1 protein-coding gene is annotated in these 18,380 nt (G+C 66.5%); it reads left to right on the top strand.

The window, feature by feature from the left end:
- On the top strand, nt 1–18,339 hold an 18,339-nt coding region (locus D886_RS0119535; protein WP_033694287.1), incomplete at its 5' end, for a BapA/Bap/LapF family large adhesin.
- Nucleotides 18,340–18,380 lie beyond the last annotated feature (41 nt).

The raw sequence follows: 18,380 nt of genomic DNA, 5'->3' as shown, positions 1-18,380 counted from the left end.
CTGGTCGGGCCGACTGGCGTGTTCAACATCAGCCTCGACCCGCCTCAAGTTGATGGGGAGGTTCTACAAGCCACGGCTACCGATGCCGCTGGCAACACCTCAACCGCCAGCTCCGTCACCGCGCCGGATATCGACGGCGGCGATACCACACCGCCAGACGCACCTGTTGATCTGGTAATCGGTCTCGCTGGCCACCAACTGACTGGCCGTGGCGAAGCGGGCACTACCGTTCAGGTGCGTGATGCCGCCGGCAATGTCCTGGCGACTGGCACTGTGGGTGCAGATGGCACCTTCCTGCTGACCCTCGACCCTGCCGTGATCGATGGCAGCGCCCTGCAAGTGACCCTGACCGATGCGGCAGGCAACGTTTCGCAGCCTGGCTCGGTCACCTCGCAAGACCTGCTGCCACCAGCACAACCGACTGATTTGGCCCTGGCTGAAGGCGTGAGCCTTACCGGTCGCGGCGAACCAGGTGCCACTGTTCAAGTGCGCGACGCCGCAGGCTCTGTGATAGGTACCGGACTGGTCAACGCAGATGGCACTTTCAGCCTGACGCTCAGCCCTGCCCAAGCGAATGGTGAAGCACTGGACATCCGTCTGGTGGATGCCGCTGGCAACAGCTCGACCCCATTGCAATTCAATGCACCGGATATCACTCCGCCTGATGCCGTCAGCAACATCGTGGTCGGCGCTGGAGGTCTAGTATTGAGCGGTCGCGGCGAAGCCGGGGCCACTGTGGAAGTGCGTGATGCCAACGGCAATGTGATTGGCACAGGCACTGTATTGGCCAATGGTACGTTCTTGATCGACCTCGACCCAGCAGCGCAACCCGGCGAACACTTGAGCCTTGTGCAGACCGACGCAAGCGGCAACACTTCGGTTGCCCTTGAATACGACGTACCTCAGACCACCGCTCCCGCCAGTCCGAGCGATCTGGCCATCGACGCCGATGGCACCACCCTGACCGGTACCGCGCCAGCGGGCAGCCGCGTGGAAGTGCACGATGCCAATGGCACCCTGATCGGCAGCGCCATTGCCGGTGCCGACGGCACCTTCACCCTTGAACTCACGCCACCGCAAGCCAACGGCGAACTGCTCGATGTCGTCGCCATCGATGACACCGGCCTGTCGTCCCTGCCCGCACAGATCACCGCGCCGGACATCACTGCACCAGCCGCGCCGAGTGAGTTGGCCGTCAGCGCCAACGGCACTGTAGTAACTGGCCGTGCCGAACCGGGAAGCACCATTCGTATTCTCGCCGCCGATGGCACTGAACTGGGCAGCGCACTGGTCGGACCCACTGGCGTGTTTAGCATCACCCTCGACCCGCCTCAGGTCGATGGTGAAGTACTGCAGGCCACCGCGACCGATGTTGCTGGTAACACGTCGCTTGCCAGCTCCGTCACCGCGCCGGATATCGACGGCGTGGACACCACGCCACCCAACGCACCGACCAACCTGGTGATCGGCCTTGCTGGCCATCAGCTGACTGGCCGAGGCGAAGCGGGCACTACGGTTCAGGTGCGTGATGCCGCCGGCAATGTCCTGGCCACTGGCTCCGTAGGCGCGGACGGTAGTTTTGTAATCGCCCTTGATCCTGCCGTGATCGACGGCAGCACCCTGCAAGTGACCTTGACCGATGCCGCGGGCAACGTTTCGCAGCCAGGTTCGGTCACCTCCCAAGACCTGCTGCCACCTGCGCAGCCGACTGACCTGGCCCTGGCCGATGGCGTGACCCTCACGGGTCGCGGCGAGCCTGGCGCCACCGTGCAAGTACGCGACGCTGCGGGCACTGTGATTGGCACCGGGCTTGTGGGCGCAGATGGCAGCTTCAGCCTGACGCTCTCCCCGGCTCAAGCGAACGGAGAAGCGCTGGATATTCGTCTGGTGGACGCCGCTGGTAACAGCTCGACCCCACTGCAATTCGATGCGCCGGACATTACTCCGCCTGATGCCGTCAGCAATATCGTGGTCGGCGCTGGTGGCCTGGCCCTCAGCGGGCGCGGCGAAGCCGGGGCCACCGTGGAAGTCCGCGATGCCAACGGCAATGTGATTGGTACCGGCACTGTCTTGGCCAACGGCACCTTCCTGATTGACCTTGACCCGGCTGCCCAACCAGGCGAGCAACTGAGCCTGGTGCAGACGGACCCAAGCGGCAACACTTCCGTTGCCCTTGAATACGACGTACCTCAAACCACCGCCCCGGCCAGCCCAAGCGACCTGGCCATCGATGCCGATGGCACCACCCTGACCGGTACCGCGCCAGCGGGCAGCCGCGTGGAAGTGCACGATGCCAATGGCACACTGATTGGCAGCGCCATTGCCGGCGCAGATGGCACCTTCACCATTGAACTCACACCACCGCAAGCCAACGGTGAATTGCTCGATGTCGTCGCCATCGATGACACCGGCCTGTCATCCCTGCCGGCACAAATCACCGCACCGGACATCACTGCACCAGCCGCACCGAGTGAACTGGCGGTCAGCGCTAACGGCACCGTTGTTACCGGCCGTGCCGAACCGGGTAGCACCGTCCGTATTCTCGCCGCCGATGGCACTGAACTGGGCAGCGCCCTGGTCGGGCCGACTGGCGTGTTCAACATCAGCCTCGACCCGCCTCAAGTTGATGAGGAGGTTCTACAAGCCACGGCTACCGATGCCGCTGGCAATACCTCCACCGCCAGCTCCGTCACCGCACCGGATATCGACGGCGGCGATACTACGCCACCCGACGCACCCACCAACCTGGTAATCGGCCTCGCCGGCCACCAACTGACTGGCCGTGGCGAAGCAGGCACCTCCGTGCAGGTGCGCGACGCCGCCGGCAATGTCCTGGCCACTGGCACCGTGGGTGCAGATGGCACCTTCCTGCTGACGCTGGACCCTGCCGTCATCGACGGCAGCACCCTGCAAGTGACACTGACCGATGCGGCGGGCAACGTTTCTCAACCGGGCTCGGTCACCTCGCAAGACCTACTGCCACCTGCGCAACCCACCGACCTTGCCCTAGCTGATGGCATCACCTTCACCGGCCGCGGCGAACCTGGCGCCACCGTACAAGTACGCGACGCTGCCGGTACTGTGATCGGTACCGGGCTGGTCAACGCGGATGGCACGTTCAGCCTGACGCTGAGCCCTGCGCAGGCCAATGGCGAAGCCCTGGATATCCGCCTGGTCGATGCCGCTGGCAATAGCTCCGCTGCCCTGCAGTTCAATGCGCCGGACATCACCCCACCGGATGCGGTCAGTAACATCCAGGTCGGCCCTGGCGGCTTGGCCTTGGGCGGTCGCGGGGAAGCGGGTGCCACCGTTGAGGTGCGCGACGCGGATGGCAACCTGCTTGGCCGCGGCGTCGTCACTGCCAATGGTACCTTCCTGATCAACCTCGACCCGGCTGCACAACCTGGCGAACACCTGAGCCTGGTGCAGGTCGACCCAAGCGGCAACGCGTCCGTTGCCCTCGAATACGATGTGCCGCTGACCACCGCCCCGGCCAGCCCGAGCGAACTGGCCATCAACGCCGATGGCACCAGCCTGACCGGCAACGCACCCGCTGGAACCCGTGTGGAGGTGCACGATGCCAATGGCACGCTCATTGGCAGTGCTGTGGCGGGTGCAGACGGCACCTTTACTATCGTGCTCGACCCGGCCCAAGCCAACGGCGAACTGCTCGATGTTGTGGCCATTGACGACACCGGCTTGTCGTCCGTGCCTGCGCAGATCACCGCGCCGGACATCACCGCGCCAGCCGCACCGAGTGAGCTGGCCGTCAGCGCCAACGGCACTGTAGTAACTGGCCGTGCCGAACCGGGAAGCACCGTGCGTATTCTCGCCGCCGATGGCACTGAACTGGGCAGCGCCCTGGTCGGCCCAACCGGCGTGTTCAACATCACCCTCGACCCGCCTCAGGTCGATGGCGAAGTGTTGCAGGCCACCGCGACCGATGTTGCTGGTAACACGTCGCCTGCCAGCTCCGTCACCGCGCCGGATATCGACGGCGTGGACACCACCCCACCCAACGCACCGACCAACCTGGTGATCGGCCTCGCCGGCAGCCAGCTAAGCGGCCGCGGCGAAGCCGGGGCCACGGTGCAGGTACGTGACGCCGCTGGCAATGTGCTGGCGACTGGCACCGTAGGCGCGGACGGCAATTTTGTAATCGCCCTTGATCCAGCCGTTAACGATGGCAGCACGCTGCAAGTGGTGCTGACCGACGCGGCAGGCAACGCGTCTGAACCAGGCTCGGTCACCTCGCCAGACCTGCAAGCCCCAGACCAACCCACAGGCCTGGCCTTGGCCGAAGGCGTGACCCTTACCGGTCGCGGTGAACCGGGTGCCACTGTTCAAGTCCGCGACGCTGCGGGCACTGTGATTGGTACCGGACTCGTAGGCGCAGATGGCAGCTTCAGCCTGACGCTGAGCCCTGCTCAAGCGAATGGCGAAGCGCTGGACGTTCGCCTGGTGGACGCCGCCGGCAACACCTCGACCCCGCTGCAATTCGATGCACCGGACATCACACCGCCTGCTGCCGTCAGCAATATTGCCGTCGGCTCCGACGGCCTGGTCCTCAGCGGCCGCGGCGAAGCCGGCGCCACTGTGCAAGTGCGTGACGCCGAGGGCACTGTGATCGGCACAGGCACTGTCTTGGCCAACGGCACCTTCCTGATCGACCTCGACCCGGCAGCGCAACCCGGCGAGCACCTGAGCCTGGTACAGACCGACCCGAGCGGTAACGCGTCCGTCGCCTTTGAATACGACGTACCACTGATCACCGCCCCGGCCAGCCCAAGCGAGCTGGCGATCAATGCCGATGGCACCAGCCTGTCCGGCAACGCGCCAGCGGGAACCCGTGTGGAAGTGCACGATGCCAATGGCACGCTGATCGGCAGTGTCGTGGCAGGTGCCGATGGCACCTTCACTATCGTGCTCGACCCGGCACAAGCCAACGGCGAACTGCTCGATGTCGTCGCCATCAATGACAACGGTCTGTCGTCCGTGCCTACGCAAATCTTTGCGCCAGACATCACCGCGCCGACTGCGCCGAGTGAGTTGGCAGTCAGCGCCGACGGCAGCGTCGTCACCGGCCGTGCCGAACCGGGCAGCACCGTGCGGGTGCTGGCAGCTGACGGCACCGAACTGGGCAGCGCCCTGGTCGGCCCGACTGGCACCTTCAACATCACCCTCGATCCGCCTCAAGTCGATGGCGAGGTGCTGCAGGTCACCGCGACCGACGCTGCAGGCAACGCCTCAACCGCCGGCACGGTCACCGCGCCGGATATCGACGGCGGCGACACCACGCCACCAGACGCACCCACCAACCTGGTCATCGCCCTCGCCGGCAGCCAGCTCAACGGTCGCGGCGAAGCTGGGGCAACCGTGCAGGTCCGTGATGCCGAGGGCAACCTCGTAGCCAGCGGCTCGGTCAACCCGGATGGCACCTTCCAAATCACCCTGGACCCGGCCGTGAAAGACGGCAGCACCCTGCAAGTGGTGCTGACCGACGCAGCAGGCAACGCCTCTGAACCTGGTTCGGTAACCTCGCCAGACCTGCAAGCGCCAGAGCAGCCTACCGGCCTGGAACTGGCCAACGGCGTCACCCTCACGGGTAGCGGCGAACCGGGCGCCACCGTGCAGGTGCGCGACGCTGCGGGCGACATCATTGGTACCGGCCTGGTCAACGAGAACGGCAGCTTCAGCCTCACCCTTACGCCTGCCCAGGCCAATGGCGAAGTGCTGGATATCCGCCTGGTGGACACCGCCGGCAACAGCTCTGCCCCACTCCAATTCGATGCACCGGACATCACACCGCCTGCTGCCGTCAGCAATATTGCCGTCGGCTCCGACGGCCTGGTCCTCAGCGGCCGCGGCGAAGCCGGCGCCACTGTGCAAGTGCGCGACGCCGAGGGCACTGTGATCGGCACCGGCACTGTCTTGGCCAACGGCACCTTCCTCATCGACCTCGACCCGGCAGCGCAACCCGGCGAGCACCTGAGCCTGGTACAGACCGACCCGAGCGGCAACACGTCCGTCGCCTTTGAATACGACGTACCACTGATCACCGCCCCGGCCAGCCCAAGCGAGCTGGCGATCAATGCCGATGGCACCAGCCTGACCGGCAACGCGCCAGCAGGAACCCGTGTCGAAGTGCACGATGCCAATGGCACGCTGATCGGCAGTGTCGTGGCAGGTGCCGATAGCACCTTCACTATCGTGCTCGATCCGGCCCAAGCCAACGGCGAACTGCTCGATGTGGTCGCCATCGATGACAACGGTCTGTCGTCCGTGCCTACGCAAATCTTTGCGCCAGACATCACCGCGCCGACTGCGCCGAGTGAACTGGCGATCAACGCCGACGGCAGCGTCGTCACCGGCCGTGCCGAACCGGGCAGCACCGTGCGGGTGCTGGCAGCTGATGGCACCGAACTGGGCAGCGCCTTGGTCGGCCCGACTGGCACCTTCAACATCACCCTCGATCCGCCTCAAGTCGATGGCGAGGTGCTGCAGGTCACCGCCACAGATGCCGCAGGCAACGCCTCTACGGCCGGCACGGTCACCGCGCCGGACATCGACGGCGGCGACACCACGCCACCAGACGCACCCACCAACCTGGTCATCGCCCTCGCCGGCAGCCAGCTCAATGGTCGTGGCGAAGCTGGGGCCACGGTGCAAGTCCGTGATGCCGAGGGCAACCTCGTGGCCAGCGGCTCGGTCAACCCGGATGGCACCTTCCAGATCACCCTGAACCCGGCCGTGAAAGACGGCAGCACCCTGCAAGTGGTGCTTACCGACGCGGCAGGCAACGCCTCTGAACCTGGTTCGGTGACCTCGCCAGACCTGCAAGCGCCAGAGCAGCCTACCGGCCTGGAACTGGCCAACGGCGTCACCCTCACGGGTAGCGGCGAACCGGGCGCCACCGTGCAGGTGCGCGACGCTGCGGGCGACATCATCGGTACCGGCCTGGTCAACGAAAATGGCAGCTTCAGCCTCACCTTGTTCCCAGCTCAGGCCAATGGCGAAGTGCTGGATATCCGCCTGGTGGACGCCGCCGGCAACACCTCGACCCCGCTGCCATTCGATGCACCGGACATCACCGCGCCGGCTGCCGTCAGCGACATCGTGGTCGGCACGGGTGGCCTGGCCCTGAGCGGCCGTGGCGAAGCGGGGGCCAACGTCGAAGTGCGTGACGCCCTTGGCTCGGTCATCGGCACCGGCACGGTATTGGCCAACGGCACCTTCCTGATCGACCTCGACCCGGCGGCACTGCCAGGCGAGCGCCTGAGCCTGGTGCAGACCGACCCAAGCGGCAACGCCTCCGAAGCCCTGCAATTCGATGTCCCTGTGACCACCGCGCCGGCCAGCCCGAGCGAGCTGGTGGTCGCCGAAGACGGCACCAGCATCAGCGGGTCCGCCCCGGTCGGCAGCCGCGTGGAGGTCCACGATGCTGACGGCAACGTGGTCGGCAGCGTGGTGGTCGGCGCCGAAGGCACCTTCACCGTCGTGCTCACGCCAGCACAAGCCAACGGCGAACTGCTGGATGTAGTGGCAATCGACAGCACCGGCGCATCGTCCCTGCCGGTACAAGTCAACGCACCGGACATCACTGCGCCTGTCACACCTACCGAACTGGCCATCAGCACCGATGGCAGCGTGGTCACCGGGCGTGCCGAAGTGGGCAGCACGGTGCGGGTCCTGGCGGCCGATGGCACCGAGCTGGGCAGCGTTCTGGTCGGCCCGAGCGGTGCCTTCAGCATCACCCTTACCCCGGCACAGGTCGATGGCGAACAGCTGCAAGTCACGGCCACCGATACCGCAGGCAATACCTCGACAGCCGGCAGCGTTACCGCACCGGATATCGACAATGGCGACACCACGCCACCAGAGCCAGCCACCAACCTGGTAGTCAGCAATGATGGGCTGACCCTCTCTGGCCGCGGCGAACCTGGCGCGACCGTGGAGGTTCGCAACGATCAGGGCCAGGTGGTGGTCACGGGAACGGTACAACCCGGTGGCGACTTCACCGTGCAGCTGCCCTCCTCGGTTGCAGACGGCTCATCCCTGCAGGTGACCTTGACCGATGCCGCTGGCAATACCTCGCAACCGAGCTCGGTGCTCACACCGGACCTCGCCGCGCCGCTGCAACCTACCGACCTTGTCCTCAGCGAGGGCATCAGCCTGACCGGTAGCGCCGAACCTGGCGCCCGAGTGAACGTCCACGACGCGTCAGGCAACCTGATCGGCAGCGCCATCGCCGAGCCCGACGGCACCTTCACCCTCACCCTGGACCCGATCCAGGCCAATGGCGAAACCTTAGCCATCACCGTGGTCGATGCCGCGGGTAACACCTCGGTGCCACTGAGTTACGTGGCAGCGGACATCACCGCACCGGCGATCATCACTGACGTCGTCGCGGGTGCCGGCAGCCTGGCGGTCTCCGGTCGCGGCGAAGCCGGCGCCAAAGTGGAGGTGAAAGATGCCGATGGCACTGTCATCGGCAGCGGCACCGTCGCCCCGAACGGCACCTTCGTGGTTGACCTCGAAACGCCGCTGGCGGCAGGCCAGGCCATCGTCCTGGTGCAAACCGATGCTGCGGGTAATGAGTCGGTGGGCATTGCCGTCATCGTTGCTGATGCACCGCTTCCCGAAAGCCCGAGCGGGCTGGTACTGGCAGCCGACGGTTCGTCCATCAGCGGCAGTGCCCCTGCGGGCACGCAGGTCGAGGTGCGCGACGCACAGGGTAATGTGCTGGGCAGTGCCCAGGCCGGCCCTGGTGGCGCCTTCACCATCGGCCTCACGCCAGCGCAGGCCAACGGCGAAACACTGGATGTAGTCGCCATCGATGCCGATGGCAACAACTCGCTGCCGACCCAGATCATTGCCCCTGATATCACCCCGCCGAACCAGGCCAGCGACCTGCAACTGAGCGCCGATGGCAGCACCCTCACCGGTCGCGGCGAGCCTGGCACCACCGTGCAGGTCACCAACGCCCAGGGCGATGTGCTGGGCAACGCCCAGGTCGGTGCCAATGGCGTCATCAGCGTGGTTCTGACCCCGCCGCAAACCGACGGCCAGGAACTGGACGTGACCCTGCGCGACGCCGCAGGCAACACCTCTACCGCAACCGTCAACGCGCCCGACCTGGACGGCCCGCTGCAGCCTTCGGGCCTGGCCATCGACACCAACGGCCTCCACCTCACCGGGCAGGGCCAGAGCGGCTCGACCATCACCGTGCGTGCAGAAGATGGCACCATTCTGGGCACCACCACGGTGGGTGGTGACGGCCGCTTCGACGTCACCCTCAACCAGCCTCAGCGCAATGGCGAAAGCCTGACCGTGGACGCCACCGACAGCCTCGGTAACAGCGCAGGCCCGGTCAACTTCACAGCGCCTGATACCACGCCACCGCAAGCGGTTGGCGAGGTAGCCATCGACGGCGCGGGCCTGACCGTCACCGGCACCGGTGAACCCGATGCAACTGTGACCGTACGCGCGCCGGATGGCACCGTGCTGGGCACCGTTGTGGTCGGCGCGAACGGCGCGTTCGAAATCACCCTGGACCCGCCGCAGACCAACGGCCAGGCACTGACCGTGGAACAACGCGACCCAACCGGCAACCTGTCCACCGCCGTCACCCTGCCGGCACCCGACAGCGAGGCACCGGATACCCCGACCGGCACCACGTTGTCCGCTGATGGCCGAACCCTCACCGGCACCGGTGAACCCGGTGCGACGGTAACCGTGACCGGCACGGCTGGCGCAGTCGTGGGCACCGCCGTGGTCGAGGCCGATGGTAGCTTCCGCGTGACCATCGACCCGCCACAGCTCAATGGCCAGACCCTGTCGGTCACCCAGGCAGACAGCGCCGGCAATGACTCCCCTGCCGCCCTCGTGACCGCACCTGACCTTGAGGCACCGGAAGCCGCGCAAGGCCTGGGCCTGGACCCGACAGGCACGGAACTCAGCGGCCAGGGCGAACCCGGCAGCACCGTGGAAGTACGCAACGCTGCCGGGGACTTGCTGGGCACCATCCCGGTGAATGGCGACGGCACCTTCACCGTCACCCTCACACCCGCCCAGACCAACGGCGAAGTACTGTCGGTGGTATTGATCGATAACGACGGCAATGCCTCGCCATCGGCCACCTTCACGGCCGACGACAGCACCGCACCCACCGCGCCGGCCGGGCTTACCATTACCCCGGGCGGCAACGCCATCCAGGGTACCGGTGAGGCAGGTTCGACCGTCGAAGTGCGCGCCCCTGACGGCAGCCTCTTGGGCTCTGTGGTTGTGCCAGCAGGCGGTAACTTCACGGTGCCGTTGTCCCCTGCGCAACTCGATGGCCAGGCGCTGGAGGTCACCTTGACCGACGCCGCGGGCAACGAGTCCCTGCCCACCCAGATCATCGCACCGGACATCACCCCGCCGGCACTGCCCACCGAGGTGGAGGTCAGCCCGGATGGCACCACCGTGACCGGCAACGCGCCGGGCGCAACGACGGTGACGGTGCGGGATGCAGCCGGCAACGAGACCACCGAGCCGGTGAACCCTGACGGCAGCTTCAGCGTGACGCTGCCGACTCCGCAGACCAACGGTGAACCCGTGACCGTGGCAGTCAGCGACGGGGCCAACAGCGCTGCGCCCATCACAGTCACGGCACCCGATACCACCGACCCGCTCCCGGCCACGGGGGTCACCGTCAGCCCGGATGGCAGCGTGGTCGGCGGCGGCGCCGAACCTGGCAGTACAGTCGTCATCCGCAACCCGGATGGCAGTGAACGCGGCAGCGAAACCGTCGGGCCGGACGGCACCTTCGTGGTACCCGTCACGCCGCCACTGGCGGAGGGCGAAACCGTCGACGTGGTGGTGATCGACCCTGCCGGCAACGAGTCCACCCCCGTTTCGCTGGAGGGCCCGGATGGCACCGAAGCCGTTACCCCAAGCGGCCTTGCCATCAGCGCCGACGGCTTCCTGCTCACCGGCCAAGGCACCGTCGGGTCACTGATCACCGTGACCTCGGGCGGCATTACCCTGGGCACGGCAACGGTGGGTAGCGATGGCACCTTCCGGGTGTTCTTCCAGAATGCCCAGCTCAATGGCGAGACCTTGGTGGTCACCGCGCGCACCACGGTCGATGGCGACCCATCGGTACCCGCCACCCTCGTGGCCAATGACACCACTGCACCAGCCGCCCCGATCGTGGATGGCATCGACCGCACCGGCAGCACGCTGACCGGCCATGGCGAAGTGGGTGCGACCGTACGTGTGGTCAATGCCCAAGGCGACGTGCTTGGCACTGCCACCGTCGGCAGCAATGGCTTGTTCAGCATCAGCTTCGCGCCACCGCTGACCAATGCCCAGAACCTGATCGTCACCCAGGCCGATGCGGCCGGTAACGTGTCGCTCGCAGCCACCTTGCAGGCCCCTGACCTGCAGGCGCCGCTGGCGGCCAGCAACCTCAGCCTCAACAGCGCGGCCACCGTGCTCAGCGGCGAAGGTGAGGCCGGTGCCACCGTCACCGTACGCGATGCCAGCGGCGCCATTCTGGCCACCGGCACCGTCAACCAACTCGGCCAGTTCCAGATCACCCTGCCGAGTGCGCAAACCAGCGGCAGCCCGCTGCAGGTCACGCTCAGCGACGCCGCCGGCAACATTTCTGGCCCGGCCAGCCTGGCGACGCCAGACCGCACGCCGCCTGCAGCCATCAGCAACCCCGTACTGAGCCAGGACGGCAAGCAGCTGTCGGGCAGCGGTGAGGCAGGCGCCACCGTCCAGGTGCGCAATGCCGCCGGGACTGTACTCGGCACGGCCGTGGTCGGGGCCGATGGCCGCTTCACGGTGGTCTTCGATACCCCGCAAGCCACCGGCCAGGCCATCGGCGTCACGCAGGTGGATGCGGCTGGCAATACCTCGCCAGCAGTCAATGTCACCACCCCTGACCTGACCCCGCCAGCGCCGCTGACCAATGTGGTGCTGAACAACAACGGCCTGACCCTGACCGGCCTCGGCGAAGCCGGCGCCACCGTCACCGTGCGCGGCCCGGATGGCACCATCATCGGTACCGGCCTGGTAAGCGCCAACGGCAGCTTCACCCTGACCCTGGACAACGCTCAACTCAACGCCCAGCACTTGAGCGTGACCCAGACCGACGCAGGCAATAACACCTCCACCGCCGTGGCGGTCACCGCGCCGGACTTCACCCCACCGCCTGCCCCAACCGCGCTGGCCTTGGCCGCCACTGGCCTGCAGTTGACCGGCAGTGCGGAAGCCGGCAGTACCGTGACCGTGCGCGATGCCTCTGGCAACGTGCTGGGCACTGCGGTAGCTGGCAGCAACGGTACTTTCCAGGTCACCCTGAACAGTGCCCAGACCAATGGCCAGACCTTGCAGGTAACCGCCACCGATGCCGCAGGCAACGTGTCGCCGGCCGCGCCGTACACCGCAGCCGATACCACGCCACCCGCCGCAGTCGCCAACCTGGCGGTCTCCGCCAATGGCGCGACCCTCACCGGTACCGGCGAAGCCAACGCCACGGTCACCGTTCGCGCACCGGACGGTACCGCACTGGGCACGGCCACGGTGGGCGCCGATGGCAGCTTCACGGTCAACCTGTCACCTGCCGCCATCACCGGCGAAAGCCTCAGCGTGGTGCAGGCCGATGCCGCGCAGAACGTTTCACCTGCACAAACCGTCACCGCACCGGGCATCCTGGCGCCAGAGACGCCCGACAACCTGGTACTGGCCGCTGATGGCCTGGTAGTAACCGGCACGGCAACGCCAGGCAGCACGGTCACTGTCTACGGCCCCAACGGCGTATTGCTGGGCACAGCCCCGGTCGCCAACGACGGCACCTTCACGGTCAACCTCGGCAGCGTCCAGGCCAACGGCGAAGTGCTGCATGTGAGTGCGGTAGGCACCGATGGCAGCACGTCGCTGCCAGCCACCCTGCAGGCACCGGACACCACGGCGCCGGTGCCACTGGCCAACGTCGTGCTGTCCAGCGATGGGCTGGTCCTCAGTGGCCGCGGCGAGCCGGGTGCCACCGTCTCCGTGATCGGTGAAGGTGGCGTCGACCTCGGCACCGGGGTGGTCGATGCCAATGGCAACTTCAGCATCAACCTGGGCAGCGCGCAGATCAATGGCGAACAGCTCAGCGCCAGCCAGTCCGATGCCGCCGGCAACGAATCCAACAGCATCAGCGTTATCGCGCCGGACCGCGTGGCGCCCGATGCCGCCGAGAACCTGGCCTTTGCCGGTGGCGGCAGCCTGCTCAACGGTACCGGCGAAGCGGGCAGCACTGTGCGCGTGCTGGCCGCCGATGGCAGCGTACTAGGCACTGCGGTGGTGCGTGGCGACGGCAGCTTCCAGGTCGACCTCAACGCGCCTCAGGCCAACGGCCAGCAAGTGCAAGTCGTGCTGACCGATGCCGCTGGCAACCAGTCGGCTGCCAGCCCAATCACCGCGCCGGATACCACCCCACCCACCGCGCCAACCGAGCTGGCTATTTCCAGCGATGGCATCACCCTCACCGGCCGCGGCGAGGTCGGCGCGCTGTTGATCGTCACCGGGCCAGATGGCAGCGAGGTTGGCAGGGCCACTGTCGATGCCAGCGGCCATTTCACCGTGACCCTCAGCCCGGCATTGGGTAACAGCGAGCTGCTCAGCTTCACCCAGACCGACACTGCCGGCAACGTGTCGCCAGCGGCTACCCTGCTGACGCCAGACTTCACCCCACCCGCCGCGCTCACCGATGTCGACATCTCGCTCGACGGCAGCGTGGTCATCGGCCTGGGCGAAGCCGGTGCAACCGTCACCGTCAGCAACGCCGCAGGCGCGGTGCTGGGCTCTGGCATCGTACTGGCCGACGGCAGCTTCCGTGTCGAACTGACACCGCCGCAGATCAACTACGAAATACTGTCGGTACAGCAGGCCGACCCACCCGGCAACATCAGTGCGCCGGTCAACGTCAGGGCGCCGGACCTCACGCCACCGGAGGCAGCGACCGAACTGCGGCTCAACGCAGCGGGCGATCTGCTCAGCGGCGTCGGCGAAGCGGGTGCGACCGTTAGGGTCTATGTCGGCATCACGCAAATCGGCACGGTCCAGGTAGACGCGGACGGTACGTTCCAGGTCAACCTGAACTCGGCGCAGCTCAACGGGCAGGTGCTGCAAGTGACCCTGACCGATGGCCGCGGCAACATCTCGCCGATCAGCACGACCACGGCAGTAGACATCACACCGCCCGCCTCGGTGATCGCCACGATCAACGACAGCGGCACCCAGCTGATCGGCACCGGCGAACCCGGCTCACGGGTCACCGTGGTCAACAACCAGGGCGACCTGCTTGGCCAGGTCTCAGTCGACCCGGACGGCACCTTCGTGCTCGACCTGAACGCGGCGCAAATCAACGGCGAAGTGCTGACCCTCATCGCCCAGGACGCCACCGGCAACCCGTCTGCGCCACTGCAAGTGACCGCGCCAGACCTGACGCCACCGGTACAGCCGAGCGACCTGCTGCTCAACCCCGCCGGCACCTCGATGACCGGTACCGCCGAAGCGGGTACCACCGTCACCGTTCGCGGGCCGAACAACAATGTGGTCGGCGAGGTGGAAGTCCCTGCAAACGGCCAGTTCACCGTCACCCTCAACCCAGCCCAAAACAACGGCCAACTGCTGACTGTGGTGTCCACCGACGATGCCGGCAACAGCTCGCTGCCTGCCAGCTACCAGACCAACGACACCTCGCCACCTGCCGTGGTCACGGACATGGCCATCAACAACACCTTCGACGTGCTGACCGGTAAAGGCGAGCCGAATGCAATCGTCACCGTCAGCCGCGGCGGCACTGTGCTGGGCACTGGCCAAGTGGATGCGGCCGGCAACTTCCAGATCACGCTGGTACCGCCTGCGGGTATTCTGGCTACGCTGGGGGTGACGCAATCTGACGGCTTCAACACCTCCGCGGTCGCGACCTATGTCACGCCATTGGTAGCACCACCCGTGCCGCCAACCAATGTGACCCTGGGCAGCGATGGCCTGACCTTGCAGGGCAATGCGCCGAGTGGTGTCGGTATCCGCGTCTACGATGCCGCCGGCAACCTGATCGGCACCGGCGGGGCCACCCTCAATGGCACCTTCACCCTGCAACTGAACGCGGCGCAGCTCAACGGCCAGCACCTGACCGTGACGGCTGTGGCGCTGGTGGGCGGCGAATCGCAACCGACCTTCGTGCAGGCCGCCGACATCACGCCACCGGCTAACCCGGTGGTAACCGGCCTGTCTGCCAACGGCCTGGTGCTGAGCGGTACCGGTGAGGCCGGGGCCACGGTAACCGTGCGCGACGCCAGCAACAACGTGCTCGGCACTGGGCAAGTGAATGCCGGTGGCGCGTTCAGCATCAACCTCAATACCCCGCAGCTCAACGGCCAGGTATTGGGCGTGAGCCAGGCTGACGCGGCAGGCAACGTGTCTGGCAGCACCAGCGTCACCGCCATCGACGTGCAGCCACCGGCCGCGCCGACCAACCTGCTCATCAATGGCGCTGGCACCGAGCTCACAGGCCGTGGCGAGGCGGGTGCAACTGTGACCGTGCAAGGCCCGAACGGCCCGCTGGGCTCGGCCGTGGTTCAAGCCGACGGCACGTTCACCATCACCCTGACCACACAGCAAAACGATGGGCAACTGCTGGTGGTGCGCCAGTCCGACCCTATCGGCAACCTGTCCAGCAGCGTCAACGTGACGGCGCCGGACACCACACCGCCAGCCGCGCCGCTGGCCACCATCAACGCCAACGGTACGGCCGTCAGCGGCTCTGGCCAGGTCGGCAGCACCGTGACGGTGCGCAACGGCGCAGGCACTGTCATCGGCACGGCCACGGTGGGCAGCAACGGCCTGTTCGTGGTCAGCCTGACCGCGGCGCAGATCGACAACCAGGCCTTGAGCGTCACCCTCACCGACGGTGCAGGCAATGTCTCGACCGGCACTGCGCTCACCGCACCGGACCTGACCCCGCCTGCAGCCGCCGGCAACCTGGCGATCAGCGCCGACGGCAGCACCCTCACCGGTAGCGGCGAAGTGGGCGCCACCGTCACCGTGCGCAGTGCCAACGGCACCGTGCTGCAAACGGCGGTGGTACAACCGGACGGCAACTTCACCGTGACCCTGAGCCCGCCTCAGGACAACGGCCAGTTGCTGTCGGTGACCCTCAGCGACGGGCGCGGCAACGTGTCCGGTAACGTCAACATCACCGCACCAGACGTCGATGCCAACGCCCCAGTAATCGCCAGCGACAACCTGGTGACCGCCGAGGTCAACCTGGCACCGGTGGTCAGCTCGCGCAGCTATCAGGACAGCTTCACCACCTTGCTGGCAGGCTTCACCAAGACCTACACCTGGACGGTCGGTGCCGGCACCACCGTGGACCCAACGCTGACCCTGAACACCAGCAGCGCACTGTCGCTGCTCGACAACGCCACCTTCACCCTGCAAGTGAAGAACACTGCCGGCAACTGGGTGACCTTGGCCACGGGCACCAGCCAAGGCCTGCTCGACCTCATCCTGCTGCCGCTGGGCCAAGGCATTCGTGTCGACATCGGCGAGCTGCAGGCCGGTGACTATCGCCTGACGGTCGGCAGTGGCGGCATCGGCCTGGTCACCAACGTGACCACCACGCTGGACATCGAGACCACCAGCCTCACGCAGTTCACCGGCACCGGCACGGCAAAAACCGGCAACGTCATTACCGACGTTGGCACCGACGGCAGCGTCGACGCCCTTGGCCCGGACAGCGCCGCCGTGCTGCAGGTGATGAAGAACGGCAGTTATGTGTCGGCGGGCAGCGCCACCACGGTGCAGGGCCTGTACGGCACCCTGGTGATCCGCGGTGACGGCAGCTACACCTACACGCCTAACGGCAGCCCATCGAGCGTCGGCAAGGTCGATGTGTTCAGTTACCAGCTGCTGCATGCCAACGGCGCCTCCGATGCGGCCAACCTGTATGTGCGCATCGACAGCCCACAAGCCACGGAGATCTGGAGCGACACCAACTACAGTGCACCGGCCACAGTGCTCGACGCGGTCAACGACGCCGGCACCAGCCACCTCACCCTGGCCAACCGGGTGGACACCAGTACAGCCTCGCTGGGCACACTGGGCCTGCCTTTGATCGGCACACGCCAGGCCACCTACACCACCAGCGTTGCCGCCGACACCACGGCCAACCTGCAAGTGGTGGTCAACTCCACCAACTTGCTGAGTTTGCTCAATGGCACCACCATCGACCTGCTCAAACTCAACCCAGCGACCGGCCAGTACGTGCTGGTGCAGTCAGTCGGCGGCGGCTCGCTGATCAGCCTGCTCGGCGGTGGTGCGGGCTACACGTTCCAGAACCAGGGGGCAGGCACCTACCACGTGCGCGTCACCGCGGGCGGCATCGGCCTGGCCAGTTCGATCACCACCAGCGTCAACGCCACCACCACGCACCTGACCGAGTTCGTGGTCAGCGGCGCCACGGCGGTCACCGGCAACCTGTTGGCCGACGACAACCTTGGCTCGCCATTGACCGTGCTGAGTGTGATGACGGCGGCCAACACCTACACCATCCCGGGCTACAACGGGGTCAGTGTGGCGGGCAGCTACGGCACCCTGCTGGTGCAAGCAGATGGCAGCTACACCTACACCCTCAACGCCGGGCTGACCAATGCGGTGATTGGCCAGCATGAAACCTTCACCTACGAGCTGACCCACCCCAACGGCACCACCGACACCGCCAACCTGACCATCAGCCTGGACAACGCCGCCAACTTCACGGCCACCAGCTCGCTGCTGGCCGACAGCGGTGACGAAGGCGTGGCACTGGCCAGTCTCGCGGCCGTGGCCTCCAGCGAAGTGATTGCCGGCACCGATGGCAATGACCACCTCGATGGCAGCCAAGGCGGCCACATCACCCTGCTGGGTGGTGCGGGCGATGACACCCTGGTGGTGGTCGACCAGAACTTCGCCAGCATCGAGGGTGGCAGCGGCAACGACACCCTGCTGTGGGGCGGCGGCGATGCCAGCATCGACCTGGGCAACCTGGTCGGACGGGTCCACGACATCGAAGTGATCGACCTCAACGACACCAGCTCGGTGGCGTTGACCTTGAACCTGGCGGACGTGGTCGCAATCACCGAAACCGGCAACGACACACTGGTCATCAAGGGGGATGAAAAGGACTCGGTTCACATGACGGACAACTGGGCGCTGGTCGGGAACCAAACTGCCGACGGCATCGACTATAACCAATACACGGCCCAGGAGGATCCGAGCCATCACCTGTGGGTGCAGAACGGTATCCATGTCGTCTGAGGCCGCTGCAATCCCGCCGGGCAATCGCCCGGCGGCAAGGA

Origin of the sequence: Pseudomonas sp. LAIL14HWK12:I7 (assembly GCF_000483465.1) — a bacterium.
In the GTDB taxonomy this organism is placed as follows: Bacteria; Pseudomonadota; Gammaproteobacteria; order Pseudomonadales; family Pseudomonadaceae; genus Aquipseudomonas; species Aquipseudomonas kermanshahensis.
Note: the sequence above shows the minus strand (reverse complement) of the source record. Positions and strands in the feature narration are given on the sequence as shown.